Here is a 23,151-nt window from a genome sequence, read left to right on the forward strand (position 1 = left end):
GCCCGTGGGAGTCAAGGGCCGCTGACCGGCGGCGCCCCGGGATCGGGGGCCGGGCGGGGGGGGGGGGGGGCCCACACCCCCCCCACCCCCCCCCCCCGCCCGCCGGCCGACGGGGACGCCCCCCCCCGCCGGGCCCCCCCCCGCGCGCGGGGGGGGCGGCCGTCGGCCGTTGTCACCAGCGGCTGCTTGGATGACGCCATGACCACCGAGAACGCCACCCTCCCCCTGCCCGGCATCTCTGTCCTGCGCGACCTCGGGCGCTCCGCGGCCCTGCTGGAGTTCCTCGTCGCTCCCGACAACCGCTTCCCCACCCACGGCTTCCAGGCCGGCGGGCTGCCCGGATGGGACCTGATGACCTTCGACAACGGGGGAGGGGACGGCTACGCCATCGCACTGTCGCCGACCGCGGCCCTGATCCGCTGCTTCGACCACGAGTCGGCCATGAGCCCCTACGCCAACGACGGTGAGATCTGGCCGGGGGTGGCCGACCCGGTGCCCGCCGAGTTCGTGCCGCTCCTGTCCGCACCGGAGTTCGTGGGCCCGGACGAACCGGAGGTCACCGCGCTCCTCTGGCGCGGCGCGGGCGACGATTCCTGGCGTACCGGGGCCGTCGAGTTCCCGGACGAAGACCCGGACGCCGACGGCGCGGGGTGGCTGCTGGACAGGCTGTACGCCGAGGATCCCGCGCTGGAGTTCTGCCACCACTTCAACCGCGACTACCGGCGGGACCTCGACCTGGCCGCCGTGCGGCGGGTCTTCGCGGGCGGGCCGCTCACGGCGGAGGTGGTCGCCGGGATCAACACGGACCAGGACCCGGAGACCCTGTTGCGCAGGGCCTCCGAGCTCTGACCTCGTCACGGTTCACAGGAGGGGCGTCCGGCCCCGGACGCAGGTCAGCCCTTGAGGGCGGCGGCGAAGAAGTCGAGCGAGCGGTCGACCTCGCCCAGGGAGGGGCCCCGGTTCAGGTGGCCGTGCGGCATCCCCGCCGCGACGAAGGTCCGGTGGGGGACCCCTGCCTCCTCCAACTGCCTGGCGAGGAGTTCGCCGGAGGGGCGCAGGTCGTCGTACTCGGACAGCACGAAGCTGGTCGTGGGGAGGCCGGTCAGGTCCGCCGCCCCGGGCATCGCGTCGGACGGGAGCCCGCCCACGCGCCCCACGTAGTTGCGCACCATGCCCTCGATCGACTCGGGGGTGAACCGCAGGAGCGGCGGCAGGGTGTCCATGCGGGCTGCGCTGTCCGCGTCCAGCGCCGGGTTCGGGAAGTGGAGGAACGGGTAGGCGAGCAGGACGGAGTGCGGCAGGGGCCGGCCCCGGTCGCGCAGACGCAGCGCCGTGGACAGGGCCAGGGCGGAGCCCGCGCTCGCACCGCCGATGGCGACGGCGCCCTCCTCCGCCCAGCCGGTCCCGGCCAGCCACGTCCACGCGGCGTACGCGTCGTCGACGGGAACCGGGTAGCGGACGCCGTCCACGGCGAGGCGGTAGTCGACGGAGACGACCAGTGCCCGCGCGCGGACGGCCAGTTCGGCGCTGACCGTGTGCGCCTCCGGCATGTCCAGGTCGCCGTGCACGAAGCCGCCACCGTGCAGCCACATCAGGGCGCGGCCGTCGGTCTCCTGCGGGCGGTAGATCCGCACGGGGACCCCTCCGTGTGGGCCGGGGACGGTGCGGTCCTCGACCGAGACGTCCGGCAGCACCCACTCGGCGGGATCGCGCTGGTACTCGGCGAACCGGCTCAGAGCCTCCGGATCGGCCCGGAGGGCGTCCCGGTCGCCGAGGCCCGTGAGGAGGTGGAGCCTGTCGGCCAGGTAGGGGTCGAGGGTCATGCCGTCTCCGAGCTCTCGGGTCAGTGGGTCAGGGGCGTGCTCCGCGCAACCGGTGGGGGAGTGCTCGGGACGCGCGCGGGAGGAGCGTGTCCGCGGCACACACGGCCGCGCGGTGGGTCGCGGTGATCCTGTCATACCTGGTGCGTGGGTCCACGAACCACTCGGTGGTTCGTGGACCGGGCCATGCGCCCCCGGGGGAGCCGGGCGGGGACACTCGTACCCATCGGCGCCCCGGCGCTGCCGGGCCCCGTCACCGCTGTCCGAACTCCTCCGCGTGCGTGGCCGCGAGTCCCAACAGATCGTTGACCCGAACCAGTTGGTGGTCTCGGGCCAACAGGGTCTCGATGATGGCGGGCAAGGCGTCGACGGTCTGTGACCGCACCCCTCCACGTCGGGAGTGATGGTGCGCGGTCCGCCCGGGCCCAGGGTGGCCAGTGCCCTCGACAGGCCCGGGGAAGGATGGGAGGTCGGGCCCTGGCGGGGGAAGGGCGCGAACACCGCGAGGGCGGCGGCCACCGTCCACAGCTCGTGGAGCAGACCGTAGCCCGGCGCCCCCTCCAGGATGCGGCCCGTGGGCGAGTCCGCCCATCGGTCGAGTGACCCGCACAGGGTCCGCGTACTCGACGCCCGCCTGTCGTAGTTCGGCTCTGATCAGGGCCACGTGGTTCTCGTAGCGGTGTTCCCCGCTGTTCCAGCGGATTCCCGCGGCACGGGCACGGCGTCAACTCATGAACGGCACCAGTCCGGGCGCGTGCAGGAGGTCCCCGGACACGGCCTCTCCGGGACAACCGAGTCGAGCAGCCGGGCGAGCGCGGCCTCGCCCGCGTGCTTCCACGTGGGCTTGCCACCTGGAAGGCCCAGTTCTCCGGCGCGACCGATGTCGATGAGCACGAGGCAGCGCAGCAGCGCCCATCCCCGAGCCCGGCGGACCGCGGCCTCGTCGGCGCGGGCGTACGCGTCGAAGAACCGCTCGGCCGCGCCCGAGGGCAACAGGAGCCACGCCGCTGCGAGGTCGATCGCCGGATCACCGCAGGACAGGTCACCGAAGTCGATCACACCCGCCAGGGTCCCTTCGGAGACGACGACGTTCGCCGGGTGCAGGTCACTGTGGAGCCACACCGGCGGCCGGTTCCACACCGGGGCCGCGACCGCGTCGCTCCACACCTCTCGCATTCGGGAGATGTCGCGGCGGGTGGCCACGGCCCGCAGGTGCCCTTCGGCCGCCTCGGTGATGTCCGCCAGGGGGACACCGCGCCCCGGGCTGACAGGAGCGTCGTCGGGAGCCTCCTGATGGAGGGCGGTCAGGAAGCCCGCCAGGGCTTCGGCCGCGTGGGGTCCGCGGCCGACCGGGGCCCGGTCGGCCGGTTCACCGGCAACCCAGGTCGTGACGAGCCAGGTCTCGGGGAAGCTCGCGGACGGCGTCCCCAAACGCACGGGGACCGGGACGGGCAGCGGGAGGCGCGACGCCAGGCCCGGCAACCATCGGTGCTCGGTACGGAGCAGGGCGGGGGCACGCGGAGTGCGCGGCAGACGAACCGCCAGGTCCTCACCGAGGCGCCACATCCGGTTGTCCCAGCCGCCGTCCACAGGCCGCAGCTCCAGTTCTGCGAGATCCGGGTGTTGCGCGTCCAGCAGGGACCGCACCAGGGTCTCGTCGACCGTCGGGTCCTCCACGCGAAAGCCCTTCGCCTCGGTACCGAAGGCCGCCGCCGGCCACCCCTGCGCCGACGACGGACCAGTGACGCGGCCCAGCGTACCGAGGCCGCCCCGCCGTATGCGTCCGCCACCGCGTCGCACGACGTCCCCCGTGGGCCGGTTCGCCCCCGTCGGCGACGCCGACCACCTCGACGAGGTCTCCCTCGCCCCTGGCCGCCGGCTGGTGCAGGTTGCCCTCGATCCCCACCTCCAGGACGAGGCCGGGCGAGTGATCGTCCATCTGCCCCAGCACGTCCCGTCCAGGGGCCTGGCGCCGCGTAGGGATCGCGTCGCGCCCGTGGCGCTTGTGTTCCTGCGCCGACGGGGAGGACCGCGGGGCTCTCACGTGATGCCGAGCGCGGCCAGTGACACGACGGCCGATGTGGTGAGCAGCCCGAGGACGATGTGTTCGTACCGGGCGTGGCCGAAGCGGTGGAACGCCTGTGTTCCCGCGACCTGTCCCAACAGCGCTGCGCCGACGAGCGGCAACCAGAGGGGGTAGACCTCCCAGGCGCCCGTGACCAGGAGCGCTATGACACTGAGTGGCAGGCGCACCAGGGAGAGGGTGACGAGCGTGTCGCGCATGGTGTGCGGACTCAGGCCGCGGTGGACGAGGTAGTAGACGCTGGGCGGCCCTGCCAGGGACGTCGAGGTGCTCAACGCCCCTGACAGGAGCCCGGCCGGAGCCGCCCAGGCCGGCTTCAGGACGGTGCCGTCGTCACGGGAGAGGACCCTCAGGACCACTGCGGCGATCACGACGCACGCGACGAACACCTGGAGTCCGAGCACGGGTAGCGCCGTGAGCAGCCAGGCTCCCGCCAGCATCCCGGGGGCGGACCACAGCCCGAGGGCGAAGGTCTCCCGCATCGCGGGCTGTGGCAGGCTCCGTCGCATCGCCAGGATGGCGATGTCGCAGGCGGTGCCGGTGATCATGATGGTCGAGACGGCCTGGGGGCCACCGAGCGTCGCCGTGAGCAGCGGTGCGCTGAGCAGCGCGTAGCCGAACCCCGACAGGGACTGGACGGCGGCACTGAACAGGATCAGCGCGAACAGGCCCACGAACAGGGTGGTGTCATCGAGGTGGAGCAACTGCGCTCCGCTCGTATCCGCAGTCGGTCAGCAGATCCCCCGCGATGCTCTCGTACTGTGTCGTCCTCGCGTGTCCGAGTTCGTGTCGGAAGCGGCCCACGGAGCCCTGGGTGAGTTGCGCCTTTGTCTGTTCCGAGGCGGGGTGGGACCACGGGTTCCGGTGGAGGGGGTGCTCCAGTTCGTGGTGGCGGATCATGTTCGCCGACCATGGGATGTCGAGGAAGTCGCACATCCGGCGTGTGGCCGCCTCGGGGGAGCCGACCAGGTCCTCGTAGCGGACCTCAAGGTAGCGGCCGTCCGGGGCCCGGTGGCGTGCGAAGGTGATGATCTCCACCCAGTCCCGGGCCGCGATCTCGATGTTCTTGTGCCCCCAGTCGGGCACCGTGTTGAGGTGGGACGTGATGACGTCCCTGCCGTCCCGGACGATGTGGATGAAGCGCGCCCGCTGCCAGATCCTGGCGAACTCGTCCACGTCCTTGATCTTGCGCTGCAGCTTGATGCCCCACATCGTCGCTCCCTGCGCGCGGGCACGGGCCTCGCACAGGGCTCTGATCAGCTCACACCGCTGTGGGAGCGTGACAAGGTTGCCCCCGTCGTGGCCGAGCCGGTCGCGGATCGTGTCGGCCAGCTCGCCGTATCCGATTCCGAACCGTTCGCACTGCTTGACGAAGTGGGCGGAGTCGTACCAGTACGGATCCCCGCTGGAGGTGCCGGGGCCGACGGCTCGCGGGTCACGCGACCGCACCAGCTCGATCGCCTCCAGGACGTGTGTGCCGAGGTTCGGGGGTTCGACGAAGTCGAGTTCCGGGCCGACGCACAGGTCGGGGTGGGAGTTGAGGACGAGGCTGAGCAGTGTGGTGCCGGATCGGTTCTCTCCGCCGAGCAGTACCGGGTTCATCGTGCTCCCCCCTTCTTGTGGGCAGGTGTCACCTGCGCGGCGACCTTGGTGGTCCACCACATGTCCGCCACGGCGGGCGTCGCGTGGAAGTTGTCGGTGCAGAAGTCGGTGAACGGTTGCCGGAGCAAGTTGTCGCCGAGGGCGTCGGCGGGTGTCGTGAGGCCGGTCCCCGTCGTCCTCTCCGCAATCCTGCGGGCCGTCCGGACGGCGAGGCCCACGTGCTCCTCCGTCACCCCGACCCCGGGCAGGAGGGTGCCTCCGGTCCCCAGGAAGAGACCGGAACCGAGCATCGCCGGGTAGAAGTCGTCGGCGAGGTCGGTGTGGGCGAAGACCAGGTGGAGGATTCCGTCGTCCCACACCGCACACGCCGGGTACCCGGTGGTGGCGAACACGTCGTTGAGCCCGGACCCCAGGGTCGCGGTGGTGCGGTGCAGCCGTTCCGTCTCCTCGATGAGGAGGTCCATGGTCTCCAGCGCCACGACGAAGGGCGTTGTCTCACGGAGATAGGTGTTTCCGAGGTCGCTGGCCTCGTGGGCGTCGGCGACCCGTGGGCCGAGCAGCACGGCGGAGAGGGCGCTGCCGTTCGCGAGCCCCTTGCTGAGAACCGTGACGTCGGGCTTGGGGTCCAGGCGCGCCGTCAGCCCGCCCGGGCCGACGCGGAACCCCGTCATCACCTCGTCCAGGACGGCGACGGCGCCGAAGTCGTGCGTGATCGCGATCAACTGCTCCAGGTGCTCCGTCGGCATGACGTCGTGCTCGGGAGAGATGATGACGGCCGCGAGGTCGCCCGCGAACCTTCGGCAGAGTGCGAGCAGCTGGTCGGCGTCGTAGCCGAAGTGGTGGACGCGGGGATCGGACGCACGCTGTCGGGTGTCGCCCTGGTACTGCAGCTGCCAGTCGTGCCACCCGTGGTATCCGCTGGTGAGGACGGCGTCCTTGCCGGTCGCCACCCTGGACAGGCGCACCGCTGCGGTGGTCGCGCAGGAGCCGGTCCGCATGAAGGCGACCCTCTCGCTGTGCGGGAACAGGTCCAGGAGCCGTCGCGCAAGGTCGACACGGACCCTGCTCATGGTCCCCGGGAGGACGCCGCCTCCCTCGGTGAGGTGCCGGGTGACGGCTTCCACGATCCCGGGGTGTCCCATACCGAGGGGCGCGGCGCCGGTACAGGAGGTGAAGTCGACGTACGACCTGCCCTGGACGTCGACGAACGTCGCGCCCCGGCCCCGTTCCAGGAGCAACGGGTTCTTGCGGTCCGCGTCCCGTGTTCGCGTACAGGTGGTGTCGAGTGCTTCTCGTATTCCTTCCACAGGGTTCCCCTAGGTTTGCTGCGCGAGCTGCCTGCTGATGCGCAGTGCGTTGGCGATCAAGGTCATCGTCGGGTTGGCGGAGGCGGCGTACGGGAAATAGGCGGAGTCGGCGACATGGACGTTGTCGCATTGGTGCAGCCGTCCGTCGGGGTCGACCACCGAGGTTCTGGAATCCGTGCCGGCACGGCACCCGCCAGCCAGGTGCGCCATGCCCGTGGCGTTGAACTCCTCGTGGACCCGGACGCCGCGATCGATGTGTGAGAGCACGCCGGCCGCGACGGACCGAAGGGACCGCAGTCGGCGCCGGTCGACCTCGTGGGTCGTGTGTCTGATCACGACGTTGGGTCTCGTGGCGGAAGCCGGCCCCGGTGCCACGAAGTTCTCCGACATCGGTGCCTCCGATATGACGAAGTGCAGTCGAAGCGTGTCGGGCCGACCGGGGGCGGACGCGTCGTAGATGAAGCCGCCGGATCCGCCGTCGGGGAGCTGGTGGTAGAAGTCGGTGGTCGCGGTGGTGCTGAACAGGGTCGGGCTCTCACCCGTCAACGCCTGGGCCGGGGCGCGCACGTCGGCGTATCCGGTGAGCTTGAACTGGATGCCTCTCCCCACCTGGTCGTTCCCGTTGGCCAGTCCGCGTGGGTGGAGTCGGCTGGTGGAGCGCAGGAGCAGGGCGCAGCTGTTGAGCGCACCGGCCGCGATGACGAAGTGCCGCGCTCCGACGGTCGCTGGTCGGCCTTCGGCGGTGTCCATGCACTCGACTGAGCCGACCCGGCCCGTGGAGTCGATCCGGAGGGCCTCGGCGGTGACCGCGTGCGCCAGCCGCAGGCGGCGGTTCGGGCCGGATCCGAGCACGAGGGGGAGCAGTGATGCCTTCGCGCCGGTCTGGCAGTGGGTCTCGTTGCAGTGTCCGCAGTGTGTGCAGGCGGGACGCCGGGCGAAGGGACGGGAGTTGACGCCGAGGGGGGTGGGGAAGTGTCCGACTCCGAGTTCGTCGAAGGCCTCGTTGATGAGCGCGGCCCGCGCGCTGGTCCGGTGCGGGGGCAGGAACGGTGCGCACGAGGGCGGTTCGGTGGGGTCGAGGCCGGGGGCGCGTGCGACTCCGAGCCGCTGCTCGACCTCGTCGTAGTACGGCCGCAGGTCCTCGTATTCGATCGGCCAGCGCGGATCTGCCGAGGCGTGCGCGAACGCTGAGGACCTGTCGAAGTCCTGGAGCCGGTACCGGACGAGAATCCCGGCGTACCGCTCCATGCCGCCGCCGGGGCCGCGCAGGGTCCAGGGGTTCGCCGGATGGGTGCCGTGGTCGCTGACGAGTACGCTGTCGGTCGTTTCGGCGCGCAGGTCCGTGTAGGGGCGTTCGGACGCGGCGACCCCCGCTTCCAGCAGTAGTGTCTCGCCGTGCCTGGAGAGCTCGTACGCAGCCATGAGGCCTGCGGGCCCTCCACCGATGACGCAGTAGTCGTAGTCGGTCTTGCGTGAGATCTGACTGAGCTGGACGAATCGCTTCACTGGCTCGGTGCCTCCCGGGAGGGCTGGTGTTGTCATCGGCCCCACCCCGGGTCAGCCTCCCCGGTACATCACACCCGGGCCAAAGAAACGATGTCGGGCTCTATGGACTTTCCCTGTGAAATGTCGCTGGTTGTTTATCTCGTTCATGGCTGATGACATTTCTAGTCGATGCCCTAACTGTCAGTCCAATGCGACATTATGGTCATAGCGCTTCAAATGCCTCCTCGTGCTGCAAAGGTGGCGTGCGTGACAAACGACTCTTGCGCGTGGAAATCAGACGACGTTGACCTGGCAAGTGTTGCGGAGTGTAATGAATATGAATCGGAGGGTCATGATGCCGTGGGGGCCTCGGTCATATTGCTGACCTGGCGCTTCCTCGGGAAATGGTGGCCGCTGATAAAAGTCTCAGTATTTGGACTGAACGTCGGCCTTCGGTGAGATGAACGCCGTGATGCTGTTTATCGATTCGAGGCGGGTCGGCGCCAATGTCGCCCTGGTCGTGGTCGGCCGGATCACCCGCGGAAGCGGCGGGCAGGTCCTGGAGGCCACCCGTCCGGATGCCCGGACCGGCAGGCAGGTCTTCGTCCACGAGCCGTAGGACCTGGCCCGGTCCCGGTCGCCCCGGACTTTCCGTGGCTTCGGGCTCGGCCGCCGGGAGGGGGCGCCCTGCGGTCGAGGCCGCGCAGGTTCCGACCGGGATGCCCGACCTTGACATGCAAGTATCTACTTGCCTAATATGCGTGAACATGGGAGACGTCTTCAAGGCCCTGGCCGACCCCACACGGCGCACCATCCTCGACGAGCTGACCGACCGGAACGGACAGACGCTCTTCGAGCTCTGCGCCCGCCTGACGACCAGGCACCGGCTCAGCTCGTCACGGCAGGCGATCTCGCAGCACCTGGACGTTCTCGAAGCCGCAGAACTGGTCGAGACCAGACGCGAGGGCCGGTACAAGTTCCACTACATCAACACCGGGCCGCTCGAACCGATCGTCGCGCGGTGGCTCGGCAAGTCCGACGACGCAGCCGGAGGCGGCCCCGACAGCGGTGCCGCCACGGAGGAGACAAGGGGATCGGCATGAGAATCAACCTGGCGAGCGTGCTCGTCGACGACCAGGAGAAGGCGCTGCGGTTCTACACCGAGGTGTTGGGCTTCGTGAGGAAACACGACGTTCCGATGGGCGGGGACCGGTGGCTGACCGTGGTGTCCCCGCAGGACCCGGACGGCACCGAGCTGGTGCTCGAACCCAGTGGGCACCCGGCGGCGAAGCCGTTCAAGGACGCCCTGGTCGCCGACGGCATCCCGTTCACCTCCTTCGCGGTCGACGACGTCAGGATCGAGTACGAGCGGATGCGCGGTCTCGGTGTGCGCTTCACCCAGGAGCCCGTCGACATGGGTCCGGTGACCACCGCCGTTCTCGACGACACCTGCGGCAACCTCATCCAGATCGCCCACCAGGCCGGCTGACCGCTCGCCTCCCTCCCAGCCAGGCCCAGGCGTTGCCCGAAGGAGCATCCGGGGGCAGCGCCCGGGTCTGCTGCGTGCGGCGGCACGCCAGGGCGGCCCCTGTCGCCGGCGACCGAGCCGTGTCAGGAGTCCGGCGGCTCGTGCCGGTCGATGTGGTCGCGGAACCAGTCGAGCATGAAGCGGTGCGAGGCGATGCCGTAGTCGAGCGTCGCGCGCTGGTGGGTGACCAGGTCGCGACGCTCCTCGGGGAAGTCCACCGCATCGAGGTTGCTGTCGAGTCTCAGGAACGCCGCGAGGTCGGACTCGATGCGCGCCGTGACGCGGCGGAGCACCGGAACGCGTTCGTCCGGCTCCAGTAGGCCGAGGAAGTAGAGCCTGGACAGCGCCGCGGTCTCCAGGTCGGACCCGGCCGGGTCCCCGGTCATCCACGCACGGAACTCCTCGCGACCGGCGTCGGTCACGCGGTACACCTTCCGGCCGCGCCCGCCGGCCTCGACGCTGTCGACATCGATGAGCTCCCTGGCGAGCAGGGTGTCGAGCGCGCGTTTGATGCTGCCGGAGCTGGCGCTGTAGAACAACGCGACACCGGCCTCGAACCCCTTGATGAGGTCGTAGAGGCTCTGCGGGGCGATCAGGAGCAGACCGAGGATGACATGGGCCATGGGTCGAGTCTAGCCCGTTGACTCTCATAGATATGTCTACTAGACATATGAGAATCAAGGAGCCCCCGCCCTGTCCATCGACGCCGCCCTGTCCCGTGGAAGGCGTGGCGACGGGTCGCATCGAAGGACCTGAGTCGAGGAGTATCCACGTGAGGCCACCGCTCGCCACCACCCTCGCCCGCGACAACCACGTTCCCGCCGGCGTCGAAGCACGGCTGACGAGTCTGCTGGAGAACCTCGTCGCACAACGCGGCGTGCACCACGCCAACATCGCCCTCGCCGGCGGTGACGGAAAACAGCGCTGGTCCGCCGCGTCCGGCCCCGCCGTGGCCGACGATCAGCCCCTGCGGCCCAGCACCCCTTTCTTCATCGCGAGCGTCACCAAACGCTTCGTCATCACGCTGGTGCTACAGGCGCACGAGCGCGGTGAGCTCGACCTGGCCGCGCCGATCGGCACCTACCTGCCCGCGGAGACGATCGCCGGGCTCCACGTGCTCGGGGGCATCGACCGCACGACCGCGATCACGGTGCGCCACCTGGCGAGCCACACGTCCGGGCTGCCGGACCACTTCGAGAAGCGCCGCGGGGAACCCAGCCTGTACGAGCGCCTCGCCACCGGCCAGGATGTGGCCTGGACCTTCGAGGACACGGTGAGGGTCACGCGTGAACAGCAGCGCCCGCACTTCGCGCCGCAGGACCTCACAACCGCCCGGCAGAAGGCCCGCTACTCCGACACCGGCTTCCAGCTGCTCATCCGTATCGTGGAGACGGTGACCGGCCGGTCGTTCGCCGATCTGCTGACCGAACGGATCCTCGCTCCGCTCGGACTGGCGCACACCTGGCTCCCAGGGCACTGCCCGCCGGATCCGGCGACCCCGGCGCCCTCGCCGCTTCATGCGAGACGGCGCCGCGTGGACCTGCCCCGGATGATCGAGTCCTGCAACGACTTGTTCAGCACCACCGGCGATCTCCTCGCCTTCCAAGGGGCGCTGCTCGGCGGCGCACTCTTCGAGGACGTTCGCTCGTCGGAGCTGCTCACCGGGAGGCGCAACCGACTGCGCAACATCCCCGTCCTCCGGTACGGACTGGGCACCATGTCCTTCAGGGTCGGCCGGCTCGTGGCGCCGGGAGGCCGCCCTGCCACGTTCGTCGGCCACTCGGGAGCCACCGGGACCTGGCTCTTCCACTGCCCGGAGCTCGACCTGCACCTGGCCGGCACCGTCGACCAGGCCAAGGGGCAGGCCATCCCCTTCCGCTTCATGGTGCGGTGCCTGGGAGCCTGGCGAACGTAAGGGGGAGCGCCCCCTGCGAACGGGATGCCGGAACTCCGGCCAGGTCCACCTCCCCGAAAGGGTTCCCCACCGTCATATTCTAGTACTAGAATAAATCCGTGGAACTAACACCCGCCGAACTGACCGTCCTGGGTCTGATCATCGAACGTCCTCAGCACGGCTACGACCTCGAACAGGTCATAGAGCAGCGCGGTGTCCGGCAGTGGACGGACATCGGGTTCTCCTCGATCTACTACCTGCTCGCCAAGTTGGAGAAGCGGGGCCTGGCACACGTCCCCGAGGCCCCCGTCGCGGCGAAGTCCCGCCGCGTCTTCCACGCCACCGCCACCGGAAGGCAGGCCGCGGGTCGCGGCGCGCTCGCCCTCGTCCGGGAACTGCGGCCGGTGCCGCACACGCTGCTGGTGGGCATCGCCAACCTGCCGCTGTTCACCGAGCGGGAGTACGCCGAGGCGCTGCGCGCCAGGTTGGCCCAGGTGGAGGCGCGCATCGCCGCGGTCCGGGGGGCCGAGCAGGCCCAGGCCCCCTCCGCGCGGGCGGCACGCGAGGTGTTCTCGTACTCACTGAGCCTCCTGGAGGCAGAAAGGTCGTGGCTCGCCATCCGAGCCCAGGTGCCCGATGACGGACAAGACTGACTTCAAGAAGACCCTCGATGCCTACCAGGCGAAACGGGACCGGTTCCGGATCGCGGAGATACCGGACCTGCAGTACCTCATGGTCGACGGCCACGGGGACCCGAACACCTCGACCGCCTTCACCGAAGCGGTCGAAGCCCTCTACCCGGTCGCCTACAAGCTGAAGTTCGCCAGCAAGCAGGATCTCGGGCGCGACTACGTCGTCATGCCCCTGGAGGGCCTGTGGTGGGCCCAGGACATGGACGCCTTCACCGCGACGCGTGACAAGTCGCGGTGGGACTGGACGCTGATGATCATGACCCCGGACTGGATCGACCAGGACATGTTCGCCACAGCCGTCGAGCGCGCCGCGGCCAAGAGCAGGCCCGCGAGGCTCGGAGACGTCCGACTGGAGACGCTGTCCGAGGGCCGGTGCGTGCAGACGCTGCACGTGGGCCCCTTCGACCACGAGGCGGACGTGCTCACGCGGATGCATCGCGGGTTCATCCCTGACAACGGGCTGCGCATGGTCGGCAAGCACCACGAGATCTACCTGAGCGACTTCCGCAAGGTCGCACCGGAGAGGCTGCGCACCATCCTGCGGCAACCGGTCGCCACCGCGACCTCGGGAAAGTAGCACCCGCCCGCCTGGTGCGCAGGCGGGCGGAGCGGCGGCTTCCAAAGCCTTCGCCGGTGATCTCGCCATGGGCGCCTGTGAACCTGGAATGCCAGGAGCACTCCGACTGACCGGGTCCGGCCGTTCCTCCTGACAGTCTGTACACGGTGGGTTACCGTCACCCTGTCTCGTCTCTCCGAGCGACAGGACGGTGCCATGAAGGCCAAGCACCAAGGTGCACCCAAGCCCAGTAAGCCGTACGAACCGCCGCCGCCGTCCCCGGACACCCCGCCTCCGGGCGGCGGCACCCGCGAGAAACCGAAGTAATGGCCGAGCCCGCCGATCTGGTCGTCGCGCTGGCGCGATCGGGGTATCTGACCGAACCGCGGTGGCGCGACGCGTTCCTCGCCGTACCGCGTGAGGAGTTCGTCCCGCCCGTGGCGTGGGCGGTGCCCACCGACGGCACCCCGCCCCACCCGATCGACAGGCAGACCGGCCCCGCCCGCTGGCGTGCGGCGGTCTACACCGACACGGCCGTCGTCACCCAGACCGACGACGGCGAGGGCGACCCGGCCACCGGGACCGGGACCGGCACCAGTTCCGCGTCCGCGCCCGGGATGGTGGCGGCGTTCCTCGAACTGCTCGACCCCTACCCGGGCGACCGTGTCCTGGAGATCGGCACCGGGACCGGGTGGACGGCCGCGCTGCTGTCCACCGTGCTCGGCTCCGACGCCGTGACCTCGATCGAGGTGGACGACCAGGTCGCCGGACAGGCATCGGTGAACCTGGGACGGATCGGTCTCTTCCCGACCCTCATCACGGGCGACGGGGCACTCGGCTGGAAGAGGGGAGCCCCCTACGACGGGATCCACGTCACGTGCGGGGTGCGCGAAGTCCCGTTGCCGTGGGTGGAGCAGACCCGGCCGGGCGGGAGCATCGTGCTGCCGTGGGTGCCCGGGTTCAACCACGGGCACCAGGTGAAGCTCACCGCTCTCGGCGACGGCCGGGCGGTCGGCCGGTTCGCGGGCGGCAGCACGTACATGCTGATGCGGGCCCAACGACCGGCCGGCCCCGACTTCGACGGCGGCGGCTGGCGCGAGGGGGCGACGCCGCTCGACCCCCGCCGGGTGACGCACGCCGCGCCGGGCGCCCACGTCACCATCAGCGGGATGGTGCCGGACGTCCAGGCACACGGCGCCGCCGGGGCGGACGGCACCTTCCAGATGTGGGTGTGGGACGGTTCGTCGCAGGCCCGGGTCGCCTACGATCCCGGGTTCGAAAGGTCGGGTGTGGAGCAGCGGGGTCCGCGTGACCTGTGGAACGAGGTGGAGGCGGCCTACCTCGCGTGGGCGGGATGGGGGAGGCCGGGCCGAGACCGGTTCGGCCTCACCGTGACAGCGGCCGGGCACCAGGTGTGGCTCGACGCACCTGACAACCAGGTGGCCCCGACCCCTTAGGGAGTGTTTTTTTGCAGGTTTTCGGGTCGGTGAGCGGCCGTCCGGGCGATCTCTCGCAAGGCGATGTGCGACGTTCGGCCCGGTTGTGCCGCACGAGCGCAGAGGCGCAGCGAGAGGAGGCCTGGTGGACGCGAGGCCCGGCAAGGACGCAGAAAACACGATCTGAGCTCATCGCATCCGGATGGCCCGCAGAGACGGATCAGAGTGCAGGAGGCGCCGTCGGAGGCAGAGCTGCCGGTAGCCGCTGCCGGCGACCCGGACCCGGGGCGGAGCGCACTGACCAGGACCCCACGATTGCGGACACGCCGCCCCCGCGCCCTTGTCCGCGTACTGCCGCGGACCCGAGACTGGCCGCATGACCAAGACCATCGCCTACGCCCTCTACCCCGGTCTCACCTCCCTGGATCTGGTGGGACCCCTGACCGTGACCGCAGCCCTCGGGCCGGAGTTCGAGACCGTCGTCGTGGCGCGCGACCTGGAGCCCCTCGACTCCGACACGGCCCTGCGGCTGGCCGCCACATCGACCTTCGCCGACGTGACCGACCCGTACTGCGTGGTGGTGCCGGGAGGCACGATCGGTACCTTCGCCGCCTGCGCCGACGAGGAGCTCCTCGACTGGCTGCGCTCTGTTTCGGCGACCGCCGAGGTCATGGCCTCGGTGTGCACGGGCTCGCTGATCCTGGGCGCGGCGGGGCTGCTGGAAGGGCGGCCCGCCACCACCCACTGGGGGTTTCGCGACCTGCTGCCGCGGTTCGGGGCGGTCCCCTCGACGGAGCGCTGGGTGGACGACGGGGACGTCGTGACCGCCGCGGGTGTGTCGGCGGGCATCGACATGGCCCTGCACCTGGCCCGCAGGTTCGCCGGGGAGGACGCGGCCCGTGCCGCGCAGCTGGTGATCGAGTACGACCCCGAGCCGCCGCTGGGACCCATCGACTGGGAGGCCGCCGACCTCTCCTCCTACCAGCCGATCATGCGGGAGGTCGTGCGCACCGCGCTGGCGGACCACCCCGACCTGCTGGCACGCCTCACCGGCTGAGCGGTGGGATCGACGGGCCCGGAGTGACACCACGGCTCACCGGCCGAGCCGTGGTCCGGGGCGACGGGCCCGCCGTGCGGTCCGGGGCTGTGTCGGCTGGCACACGCCGCCGCCGGTGACGGCGGCGGCGGATCACCCCCGCTCTTCCATGAGGGAGATCTGCTCGCTCACGGCCCGGAAGCCCTGTTCGAGTGCGCGCAGGTCCTCCATGCGCAGGTTCATGAGGATGTCGTCGCGGAACGGTCGGGCCACCATCAGGCGCTGTACGACCGATGTGCCCAGGGGCGTGGCGCGGACACGGCGGACCCGTTGGTCGTGGGGGTCCGGTGAACGCGCGGCGACGCCCTGGGCCACGAGCCGGTCGAGCAGGCCGGACATCGACGCCATGGAGACACCGAACGACGTGGACAGGCTTCGTCCCGTCGCGCCCTCCTCCGTGGTGACCAGGATGATCAGGACCCTGAGCTGCTGGATCGTCAGATCCATCGAGAGCAGGTGCTGGAAGAGGGCGTTCAGTACGGAATCCTCCATCGCTCCGTTCAGGGTCTGGATCTCGTGCACGATGCGTTCGCGTTCGTGTTCGCCCTGTTCAGTCACCTCGTGCCGCATGTCGCCATGATAGGGCGCTTCGCGGAGGCCACCCCCCGCACCAAATACTTAGGGCGATGCTAACCTTTTTCGCGCACGGTTCATAGACACCGCCGTCGCAGCGGGTGACGAACGCCCGGGTCTCGCGCGGTGCCCCGGTGGCGGCACGGCCGCCCCTCCCGGGGACCCCGCCCCCGCCGACCCGCCGCGACACGGCGGCAACGAAGTGAGGACGGCACATGACCACAGCCTCCGGCGCGACCTCGAACATCGACGACCAGGGCGAGGAGATCGACCTCGACGCACTGCGGGCCCGCTACGCGCACGAGCGCGAGCGCCGCATCCGCCCCGACGGCGCCACCCAGTACCGCTCGACCACCGGCGAGTTCGGCTACTACGCCAAGGACCCGTACACCCCGCGGGCCGAGCGCGCCGCCCTCACCGACACCGTCGAGGTGCTCGTGATCGGCGGGGGGTTCGGAGGCCTCACCACCGGGGCGCGGCTCCGGCAGGCGGGCGTCGAGTCGATCCGGATGATGGACGAGGCAGGCGACTTCGGCGGGACCTGGTACTGGAACCGCTACCCGGGCATCCACTGCGACATCGAGTCGTACTCGTACATGCCCCTCCTGGAGGAGGTCGGCTACGTACCCAAGTGGCGCTACGCCCCCGGCGAGGAGATCCGTCAGCACGCCGTGGCGATCGCCGAGACCTTCGGCCTGTACCGCGACGCCCTGTTCCACACACGCGTCACCGCTCTGGAGTGGGACGGGGAAGCGGACGAGTGGGTGGTCGAGACCGACCGCGGCGACCGGATGCGCGCCCGGTTCGTCATCACCTCCTCCGGCACGCTGACCCAGCCCAAGCTGCCGGGTATCCCCGGCATCGACACCTTCAGAGGCCACACCTTCCACACGAGCCGCTGGGACTACGGCTACACCGGCGGCGACTCAGGCGGCGGACTCGACGGCCTCGCGGACAAGAAGGTCGCGGTCATCGGTACCGGGGCGACCGGTGTCCAGGTCATCCCGCACCTGGGGCGCGACGCGGAGCACCTGTACGTGTTCCAGCGGACACCGTCCTCGGTGGACGTCCGTGACAACTGGCCCACGGACCAGGCCTGGGCGGACTCCCTCGAACCCGGCTGGCAGCGCGAGCGCATGGAGAACTTCCTCGCGATCGTCTCCGGAGAGGAGGTCGAGACCGACCTGACCCGGGACGGATGGACGTCGACGGCGCGGCTCCAGCGCAAGATGATCTCCGGCGCGCTGGACACCAGCGTCCCCGCGGAGGAGCGCGAACGGATCGACGAACTCGTCGACGCCCAGAAGATGAACCAGATCCGGGCACGCGTGGACGAGGTCGTCGACGACCCGGAGACCGCGGAGCTGCTGAAGCCGTGGTACCGCTACATGTGCAAGCGGCCCTGCTTCAGCGACCACTACCTCCAGACGTTCAACCGTCCCGACGTCACCCTCGTCGACACCGCCGACCACGGCGGCATCACGCGCATGACCGAGGACTCGATCGTCGTCGGCGACACCGAGTACCCCGTCGACTGCGTCGTCTTCGCCACCGGGTTCGACGTCGGCATCTCCGGCGTCATGTCCGGCACGATGCCGGTCCGCGGTCGCGGCGGGCGCCCGCTGCTCGAATCGTGGAGCCGCGGGCCCAGGACGCTGCACGGCTTCTACAGCAACGGGTTCCCGAACCTGTTCCACCTGGGTGCGCTCCAGAACGCCAACTCCGTGAACTTCGCGCACATCCTGCTGGAGCAGGCCGAGCACATCGCCGCCGTCATCGGCGAAGCCCGCAAGAGCGCGGTCCCCGTGGTCGAACCCTCACAGGAGGCGGCCGACGCGTGGGGCCGAACCGTCCAGGAGACGGCGCACGACAACTCCGCGTTCCGGCAGGAGTGCACACCCGGTTACTACAACCGCGAGGGCGCCGGTATCCACGGCGGGTTCTCGTACAGCCCCGGCCCCGTGGCCTTCCACCGGGTGCTCAAGGAGTGGCGCGGCAGTCGCATGCACGACGTCCTCGGATCGAACTCGTAGCCCGACCGTCGGCGATCACGGGCGCAGACCGGAAGTCCCGCCCCGCTCGAAAGGCAGAACCGTATGGAACAGCATTGCCCCAGGCCGCCACGGATGGTGACCGCCCGCGCACTCGCGCTGCTCGTCGTGGTGGGTGCGGTGGCGGGCTGCTCGAACGCCGCCGCCTCCGGCCCGGACCAGGACACCGGCCAGACCGCCGAGCTGCTGGTCCAGGTGACCTCCGTCCACGAGGAGACGGGGATGACCCTGCTCGAAGGGCCGACCTTCGCCCCGGACGGCGGCCTGCTCGTCGTCGACGTCACCGCCCCCGCGGGCGATCCCAAGGTGCTGAGGGTGGACACCGGCTCCGGTGAGGTGGCGCCGGTGTTCACGAACGAGGACAGTGCGTACACGTCCGCGCAGTTCAGCCCCTTGGACGACCGGTTGTACCTGACGGACTTCGCCGGCGGCAGGATCGACAGCATCACCCCGGAGGGGGACGACCACACCACGTTCTTCTCCGGTGACGTCGACGGAGTGCCGATGCACCCCGACGACCTCGCGTTCGACGAGGCGGGGAACATGTACGTCAGCGACTCCACCGGCTTCTCCGACCCCGCCTGGGAGACCAGCGGCCGGATCGTCAGGGTCGACGGGGAAACAGCCGAGGCGACCGTCCTGGCGGAGGAACTGCCGGCGCCGAACGGCATCTCGTTCACCGAGGACTACGAGGGCCTCTGGGTCGGCCAGTACGCCGCGAACCGTGTCGACCACTACGCGCTCGACGAGGACGGGACCGGGGTGGCCACCTCCCACGCCGCGATCCACTTCGACGGCGGCACCAGCCGGATCGACTCCATCGCGGTCGACGCGGAGGGAAACCTGTACCAGGCCGTCCACGGTCAGCCGAGCATCTTCGTGTACAGCTCGACGGGGGAGCACCTCACCACGGTCGGTGTCCCCGACGACGCCGCCGAGGGGCTGGAGTCGGCGACGAACGTCGCCATCGCACCGGGAACGACCGACGCCTTCATGACCGTCAGCGGGGACGACGGGGGGTTCGTCTACTCGTTCGACGCGCTCGGCGAGGGGATCCGGCAGTCCAACGGCGGCTGACCCACCCCTCACGGTCCCGGGCAGGTGTCTGCTCCCTCAGGCCCCCGTCGTGTCGACCGGGTGGGTCCGCGGACCCACCCGGGGCCGGCGCGGCGGGGGCCTTGCCGTTGCACGGGGCGGGGCGGGCGCCGGGCGGGACGTCCGGTCGGTGGTGGAGGTGTCCGGAGGGGGCGTGATCCCGGGCGTCGGGGCGGGACGGCGACGTGGGCCGCTGCTGGTTCACACGCCGACGGAGGGGTCCAGGAGCACGGCCCGGCCCTCCATCCAGTTCTGTCCCGTGAGGCGGCGAAACGCCTGGACGAGGTGGTCGCCGAAGTCGAAGGACGGGTCGAGGAGCCACTGGGCCTGGAGCCCGTCCCAGGTCGCGAGGAACTGACGGGCGACCCCGACCGCGTCGAGGCCGGGGTGGGCCGTGCCCGCCCGCTGGCGGTGGCGCACCGACCGGGCGACGTGGGCGACGGCCTCCCGGTTGTGGCGGGCGAGGAACTCCTGGGCCGGGTGGTCGGGGGAGGTGGCGCGGCCCAGGAGCGCGGTGTGCAGGCGCATGATGTGCGCCCGCTCCGTCGTGGTGTCCACGAACGCGCGCAGGTCGTCCAGGCCCATACCGGGGTCGGTGCTGAAGGGCCGCAGCGCGGCCTCCTCGTCGGACAGCTCCAGGGCGGCGACCAGCAGGTGCTCCTTGGTGGGGTAGTGGTACAGGGCGGTGGCCTCGCTGGTCCCGGCCCGCCGGGCGGTCTCGGCCGTGGTGACCCCGTCGTGGCCCTTCTCGAGCACGGTGTCGAGCACCGCACGGGCGATGCTTCTGCGACGCTCGGCCGAACGGGCGTAGGGGCCGCGCGACCCGGTGGAGGTGGTGCTCATGGTGATCACTCTAGGCTTCCGTCAAAACCAAGTCAGACTCGAATTTCCTTGGGGCATCACCCTTGTGGCGGCTTTCACCGGGCCTGTATGCTGCGACACTCTCATAAAAACTCATCTCGACTCAGTTTTCAGGGATCGTCTCGCACCAACCGGCGCGTCGCCCCGGCGCCGTACCGCGTGGGATCCCACCGCCGACACGAAGGAGTTCGCGCCTTGACCGCACACCCCGGATCCGTCCCCGACCTGAGCGGGCTCACCCTCGCGGAGCAGGCCTCGCTGAGCGGCGGCGCCGACTTCTGGACCACCAAGGCCGTGGGAGAGGTCCCCTCCCTGGTGCTCACCGACGGGCCGCACGGGGTGCGCCGCCAGGCCGGGGCCACCGACCACCTCGGCCTCGCCGAGAGCCTGCCCGCCACCTGCTTCCCCCCGGCCGTCGGCCTCGCCCAGAGCTGGGACCCCGACCTGGTCGGACGGGTGGGCACCGCCCTCGGGGCCGAGGCCGGCGCGCTGGGCGTCGACGTGCTCCTGGGCCCGGGGATCAACATCAAGCGCGACCCGCGCGGCGGGCGCAACTTCGAGTACTACTCCGAGGACCCCTTCCTCACCGGTGTTCTCGGCGGCGCCTGGGTGAGCGGGCTGCAGAGCACCGGGGTGGGCGCCTCGCTCAAGCACTTCGCCGCCAACAACGCCGAGCACGACCGGATGCGCTCCAGCTCCGACATCGACCCGCGCACGCTGCGCGAGATCTACCTGCGCGCCTTCCAGAGGGTCGTGCGCACGTCCGCCCCGTGGACCGTGATGTGCTCCTACAACCGCATCAACGGCGTCTACGCCTCCGAGGACCACTGGCTGCTCACCACGGTGCTGCGCGAGGAGTGGGGGTTCGACGGCGTGGTCGTGAGCGACTGGGGTGCGGTGCGGGAGCGCTCCGCCTCGGTCCCCGCGGGGCTGGACCTGGAGATGCCCGGCGACGGCGGTGCGAGCGACACGCGGCTCGTCGCCGCCGTGGAGAGCGGTGACTGCTCCCCGGAGGACGTCCGCACGGCCGCCTCCCGTGTGGCCGCGCTGGCCGCGAAGGCGGCGAACGCCCGCCGGGACGGTGCGGCAGGCGACGCGGGAACCCATGAGGTCGCGGCGGACGATGTCGAGGCGCACCACGCACTCGCCCGCGAGGTGGCGGCGCGGTGCGTCGTCCTGCTCAAAAACGAGGAAGGCCTCCTGCCTCTGGAGCCGGGCGGGTCCGTCGCCGTCATCGGCGGCTTCGCCCAGGACCCGCGCTACCAGGGAGGCGGCAGCTCCCACGTCACACCCACGCGCGTGGACGTGCCCCTGGAGGAGATCCGCGTCCTGGCCGGGCCCGGCACGGTCACCTTCGCCCACGGGTACACCGCGGAGGAGGGTGACGGTGCGGGTCTGCGCGAGCAGGCGGTGCAGGACGCCGGGAGCGCGGACGCCGCTGTCGTCTTCCTCGGACTGGCCGAGCACCAGGAGTCCGAGGGCTTCGACCGGGAGCACATCGAACTCCCCGCCGAACAGCTCGAACTGCTCGCCGCCGTCGTGCGTGCGCAGCCCCGCACGGTCGTCGTGCTCTCCCACGGCGGCGTGCTGCGCCTGGCCCCGGTCGCCGAGCTCGCGCCCGCGATCCTCGACGGGGCCCTACTCGGCCAGGCGGGCGGCGGCGCGATCGCCGACGTGCTGTTCGGCCGGGTCAACCCGTCCGGTCGGCTGGCCGAGACGGTGCCGGTCCGGTTGCAGGACACCCCCGCGTACCTGAACTTCCCCGGCGAGAACTCGGCGGTGCTCTACGGCGAGGGCCTGTACGTGGGCTACCGCTGGTACGACGCCCGCGAGACGGACGTGGCCTTCCCCTTCGGCCACGGGCTGTCCTACACGAGCTTCGACTACTCCGACCTGCGGTTGGAGCAGGACACCGCCGGTGTCACCGCGAGTGTGACCGTGACCAACACGGGTGACCGGGCCGGGCGCGAGGTCGTCCAGTTCTACGTCTCCAAGCCCGACTCGGCCGTGTCGAGGGCTCCCCGGGAACTGAAGGGCTTCACCGGTGTGACCCTGGAGCCCGGCGGGAGCGAGCGGGTCTCCGTGCTGCTGGCGCGCGAGGACCTGGCGTACTGGGAGGTCCGGGTCGACCGCTGGGTGGTCGAGGGCGGCGGGTACACGGTGTCGGCGGGTGCTTCGAGCCGTGACCTGAGGGCGGAGGCCGCGGTCACCGTCGAGGGGGACGAACTGCGGCTGCCCGTGACGCTCGACTCGACGCTGGGCGAGGTGATGGCCGACCCGAAGGCGGTGGCCGTGCTCGCCGAGGTCCTCTCCCCGCCGGCGGCGATGGGCGACGCCTCCGCCCTGGGGACGGACATGGCGCGCATGATGGCCTCGATCCCTCTGGGACGCCTCACGGCCTTCGGCCCGGTGGGGCGGGAGGAGCTCGAAGCCCTCATCGCACGCATCAACCAGGAGTGAGGAAGGGGGCCGCCGCCTCCGGTCGCGGAACGGCGGCCCCGGCCCGGTGCCCGTGAGTGCTGCGCCCGTGCGGGGCGGTCGGGACGGTGGTGCCGGGCCGGTACCTCCGACGGACCCGGGGCCGCGGCGCGCGCCGGGACCGCCTCCCGTCATCCCTCGGGCCCGTGCTGAGGCCGACCTGTTCAGCGGTCGCCGTCCCTGCCCGGCGTCCCGGTGCCGCCGACCTCCGCGGAGTGGAGGTGGAGCCGGCCTATGTGCCCGGCCTGGATGACGGTGCCCCGGTTGTGGCCGTGGAACTCGTTCCGGCTGCTTGTCGGTTCCGGAGCGGGCCCCTCGGAGCCTGCTGCGTTGCGGTGGGGTCTCCCCGACCCCAGACCGGGCCATCGCCGTGCGGCCCCGTGGCTCAGGACTCTCACGAGCAGATCAGCGGTTCCCAGGGCGACCCTGCAGGCGAACAGGCCCGCGGCGATGACCAGGAGGAACTGGAGGAGCGTGGCCGGGCTGAGCTGCAGCGCGAGTTTTCGGGCAGGCTCCGCCAGATGTAACGGCTCCGGAAAGACGGGGCCAGAGCGCTCAGAGCCAGTGCCTCGATCTTCGCGTGTACCTTCCCGC

22 protein-coding genes are annotated in these 23,151 nt (G+C 70.7%); 12 read left to right on the forward strand and 10 right to left on the reverse strand.

Annotation, left to right across the window (positions count from 1 at the left end; genetic code table 11):
• Positions 1-198: 198 nt before the first annotated feature.
• Positions 199-849: a hypothetical protein gene (locus ACFWTE_RS11150; RefSeq protein WP_378779183.1), complete on the forward strand. Its 651-nt coding sequence runs from the start codon at positions 199-201 to the stop codon at positions 847-849.
• Positions 850-893: 44 nt separating this feature from the next.
• On the opposite strand, the gene ACFWTE_RS11155 is transcribed toward ACFWTE_RS11150, so the two are convergent.
• From ACFWTE_RS11155 to ACFWTE_RS11185, 7 genes are all read right to left on the reverse strand, one after another.
• The gene (locus tag ACFWTE_RS11155; protein ID WP_378779184.1) at positions 894-1,823 is read right to left on the reverse strand and encodes an alpha/beta hydrolase fold domain-containing protein; all 930 of its coding nucleotides are present in this window, start codon (positions 1,821-1,823) and stop codon (positions 894-896) included.
• Positions 1,824-2,073: 250 nt separating this feature from the next.
• Positions 2,074-2,205 (reverse strand): hypothetical protein, encoded by a 132-nt coding sequence (locus ACFWTE_RS11160; RefSeq protein WP_378779185.1) that lies wholly within the window; start codon positions 2,203-2,205, stop codon positions 2,074-2,076.
• A 344-nt stretch (positions 2,206-2,549) separates the two neighbouring features.
• The gene (locus ACFWTE_RS11165; protein ID WP_378779186.1) at positions 2,550-3,497 is read right to left on the reverse strand and encodes an aminoglycoside phosphotransferase family protein; all 948 of its coding nucleotides are present in this window, start codon (positions 3,495-3,497) and stop codon (positions 2,550-2,552) included.
• Between the two features lie 363 nt (positions 3,498-3,860).
• Complete coding sequence (locus tag ACFWTE_RS11170; protein ID WP_378779187.1) at positions 3,861-4,607, reverse strand: TSUP family transporter; 747 nt, start codon at positions 4,605-4,607, stop codon at positions 3,861-3,863.
• A complete protein-coding gene (locus ACFWTE_RS11175) occupies positions 4,591-5,505 on the reverse strand; it encodes a sulfotransferase family protein (RefSeq protein WP_378779188.1) in 915 nt (304 codons plus the stop codon). Before ACFWTE_RS11175 ends, ACFWTE_RS11170 begins: the two co-directional genes overlap by 17 nt.
• The gene (locus ACFWTE_RS11180; protein ID WP_378779189.1) at positions 5,502-6,812 is read right to left on the reverse strand and encodes an aminotransferase class III-fold pyridoxal phosphate-dependent enzyme; all 1,311 of its coding nucleotides are present in this window, start codon (positions 6,810-6,812) and stop codon (positions 5,502-5,504) included. The genes ACFWTE_RS11175 and ACFWTE_RS11180 overlap by 4 nt, the downstream gene beginning before the upstream one ends.
• 9 nt (positions 6,813-6,821) lie before the next feature.
• Positions 6,822-8,318 (reverse strand): GMC oxidoreductase, encoded by a 1,497-nt coding sequence (locus ACFWTE_RS11185; RefSeq protein ID WP_378779190.1) that lies wholly within the window; start codon positions 8,316-8,318, stop codon positions 6,822-6,824.
• A 451-nt stretch (positions 8,319-8,769) separates the two neighbouring features.
• Between ACFWTE_RS11185 and ACFWTE_RS11190 the strand changes: the two genes are divergently transcribed.
• The 3 genes from ACFWTE_RS11190 (at position 8,770) to ACFWTE_RS11200 (ending at position 9,786) form a co-directional block, all read left to right on the forward strand.
• Positions 8,770-8,916 carry a hypothetical protein gene (locus ACFWTE_RS11190; RefSeq protein ID WP_378779191.1) on the forward strand — a complete coding sequence of 49 codons (147 nt, stop codon included), beginning with the start codon at positions 8,770-8,772 and terminating at the stop codon, positions 8,914-8,916.
• Positions 8,917-9,064: 148 nt separating this feature from the next.
• The gene (locus tag ACFWTE_RS11195) at positions 9,065-9,400 is read left to right on the forward strand and encodes an ArsR/SmtB family transcription factor (protein WP_378779192.1); all 336 of its coding nucleotides are present in this window, start codon (positions 9,065-9,067) and stop codon (positions 9,398-9,400) included.
• Positions 9,397-9,786 (forward strand): VOC family protein, encoded by a 390-nt coding sequence (locus ACFWTE_RS11200; RefSeq protein WP_378779193.1) that lies wholly within the window; start codon positions 9,397-9,399, stop codon positions 9,784-9,786. Before ACFWTE_RS11195 ends, ACFWTE_RS11200 begins: the two co-directional genes overlap by 4 nt.
• A gap of 122 nt (positions 9,787-9,908) precedes the next feature.
• Here the strand turns inward: ACFWTE_RS11200 and ACFWTE_RS11205 are convergent, their stop codons facing one another.
• Complete coding sequence (locus tag ACFWTE_RS11205) at positions 9,909-10,448, reverse strand: PadR family transcriptional regulator (protein WP_378779194.1); 540 nt, start codon at positions 10,446-10,448, stop codon at positions 9,909-9,911.
• Positions 10,449-10,597: 149 nt separating this feature from the next.
• Here ACFWTE_RS11205 and ACFWTE_RS11210 point away from each other — a divergent pair, with 149 nt between their 5' ends.
• The 5 genes from ACFWTE_RS11210 (at position 10,598) to ACFWTE_RS11230 (ending at position 15,460) form a co-directional block, all read left to right on the forward strand.
• Positions 10,598-11,740 carry a serine hydrolase domain-containing protein gene (locus ACFWTE_RS11210; RefSeq protein WP_378779195.1) on the forward strand — a complete coding sequence of 381 codons (1,143 nt, stop codon included), beginning with the start codon at positions 10,598-10,600 and terminating at the stop codon, positions 11,738-11,740.
• Between the two features lie 98 nt (positions 11,741-11,838).
• The gene (locus ACFWTE_RS11215) at positions 11,839-12,372 is read left to right on the forward strand and encodes a PadR family transcriptional regulator (protein WP_378779196.1); all 534 of its coding nucleotides are present in this window, start codon (positions 11,839-11,841) and stop codon (positions 12,370-12,372) included.
• Positions 12,356-12,988 (forward strand): GyrI-like domain-containing protein, encoded by a 633-nt coding sequence (locus ACFWTE_RS11220; RefSeq protein ID WP_378779197.1) that lies wholly within the window; start codon positions 12,356-12,358, stop codon positions 12,986-12,988. The genes ACFWTE_RS11215 and ACFWTE_RS11220 overlap by 17 nt, the downstream gene beginning before the upstream one ends.
• A 305-nt stretch (positions 12,989-13,293) precedes the next feature.
• Positions 13,294-14,424 carry a protein-L-isoaspartate(D-aspartate) O-methyltransferase gene (locus ACFWTE_RS11225; RefSeq protein WP_378779198.1) on the forward strand — a complete coding sequence of 377 codons (1,131 nt, stop codon included), beginning with the start codon at positions 13,294-13,296 and terminating at the stop codon, positions 14,422-14,424.
• 355 nt (positions 14,425-14,779) lie between these two features.
• Positions 14,780-15,460, forward strand: a complete 681-nt coding sequence (locus ACFWTE_RS11230) for a DJ-1/PfpI family protein (RefSeq protein WP_378779199.1) — start codon at positions 14,780-14,782, stop codon at positions 15,458-15,460.
• Positions 15,461-15,592: 132 nt separating this feature from the next.
• Here ACFWTE_RS11230 and ACFWTE_RS11235 read toward each other — a convergent pair whose 3' ends face one another.
• Complete coding sequence (locus tag ACFWTE_RS11235; protein WP_378779200.1) at positions 15,593-16,069, reverse strand: MarR family winged helix-turn-helix transcriptional regulator; 477 nt, start codon at positions 16,067-16,069, stop codon at positions 15,593-15,595.
• 218 nt (positions 16,070-16,287) lie between these two features.
• Between ACFWTE_RS11235 and ACFWTE_RS11240 the strand changes: the two genes are divergently transcribed.
• Together ACFWTE_RS11240 and ACFWTE_RS11245 are read left to right on the forward strand one after the other, a co-directional pair.
• Positions 16,288-18,105, forward strand: a complete 1,818-nt coding sequence (locus ACFWTE_RS11240) for a flavin-containing monooxygenase (protein WP_378779201.1) — start codon at positions 16,288-16,290, stop codon at positions 18,103-18,105.
• A gap of 93 nt (positions 18,106-18,198) precedes the next feature.
• Entirely contained in the window at positions 18,199-19,200 is a 1,002-nt protein-coding gene (locus ACFWTE_RS11245) for an SMP-30/gluconolactonase/LRE family protein (RefSeq protein WP_378779202.1), read from the forward strand.
• Positions 19,201-19,419: 219 nt separating this feature from the next.
• On the opposite strand, the gene ACFWTE_RS11250 is transcribed toward ACFWTE_RS11245, so the two are convergent.
• Positions 19,420-20,061 carry a TetR/AcrR family transcriptional regulator gene (locus ACFWTE_RS11250; protein ID WP_378779203.1) on the reverse strand — a complete coding sequence of 214 codons (642 nt, stop codon included), beginning with the start codon at positions 20,059-20,061 and terminating at the stop codon, positions 19,420-19,422.
• A gap of 213 nt (positions 20,062-20,274) precedes the next feature.
• Between ACFWTE_RS11250 and ACFWTE_RS11255 the strand changes: the two genes are divergently transcribed.
• A complete protein-coding gene (locus tag ACFWTE_RS11255; protein WP_378779204.1) occupies positions 20,275-22,539 on the forward strand; it encodes a glycoside hydrolase family 3 C-terminal domain-containing protein in 2,265 nt (754 codons plus the stop codon).
• Positions 22,540-23,151: the final 612 nt, after the last annotated feature.

Origin of the sequence: Nocardiopsis sp. NPDC058631 (assembly GCF_042716955.1) — a bacterium.
Taxonomy (GTDB): domain Bacteria; phylum Actinomycetota; class Actinomycetes; order Streptosporangiales; family Streptosporangiaceae; genus Nocardiopsis.

Coding starts and splice junctions, on each gene's coding strand:
- ACFWTE_RS11150 (WP_378779183.1), top strand. CDS start 199: ATGACCACCGAGAACGCCACCCTCCCCCTGCCCGGCATCTCTGTCCTG.
- ACFWTE_RS11155 (WP_378779184.1), bottom strand. CDS start 1,823: ATGACCCTCGACCCCTACCTGGCCGACAGGCTCCACCTCCTCACGGGC.
- ACFWTE_RS11175 (WP_378779188.1), bottom strand. CDS start 5,505: ATGAACCCGGTACTGCTCGGCGGAGAGAACCGATCCGGCACCACACTG.
- ACFWTE_RS11190 (WP_378779191.1), top strand. CDS start 8,770: ATGCTGTTTATCGATTCGAGGCGGGTCGGCGCCAATGTCGCCCTGGTC.
- ACFWTE_RS11195 (WP_378779192.1), top strand. CDS start 9,065: ATGGGAGACGTCTTCAAGGCCCTGGCCGACCCCACACGGCGCACCATC.
- ACFWTE_RS11200 (WP_378779193.1), top strand. CDS start 9,397: ATGAGAATCAACCTGGCGAGCGTGCTCGTCGACGACCAGGAGAAGGCG.
- ACFWTE_RS11205 (WP_378779194.1), bottom strand. CDS start 10,448: ATGGCCCATGTCATCCTCGGTCTGCTCCTGATCGCCCCGCAGAGCCTC.
- ACFWTE_RS11220 (WP_378779197.1), top strand. CDS start 12,356: ATGACGGACAAGACTGACTTCAAGAAGACCCTCGATGCCTACCAGGCG.
- ACFWTE_RS11225 (WP_378779198.1), top strand. CDS start 13,294: ATGGCCGAGCCCGCCGATCTGGTCGTCGCGCTGGCGCGATCGGGGTAT.
- ACFWTE_RS11230 (WP_378779199.1), top strand. CDS start 14,780: ATGACCAAGACCATCGCCTACGCCCTCTACCCCGGTCTCACCTCCCTG.
- ACFWTE_RS11235 (WP_378779200.1), bottom strand. CDS start 16,069: ATGCGGCACGAGGTGACTGAACAGGGCGAACACGAACGCGAACGCATC.
- ACFWTE_RS11240 (WP_378779201.1), top strand. CDS start 16,288: ATGACCACAGCCTCCGGCGCGACCTCGAACATCGACGACCAGGGCGAG.
- ACFWTE_RS11245 (WP_378779202.1), top strand. CDS start 18,199: ATGGTGACCGCCCGCGCACTCGCGCTGCTCGTCGTGGTGGGTGCGGTG.
- ACFWTE_RS11250 (WP_378779203.1), bottom strand. CDS start 20,061: ATGAGCACCACCTCCACCGGGTCGCGCGGCCCCTACGCCCGTTCGGCC.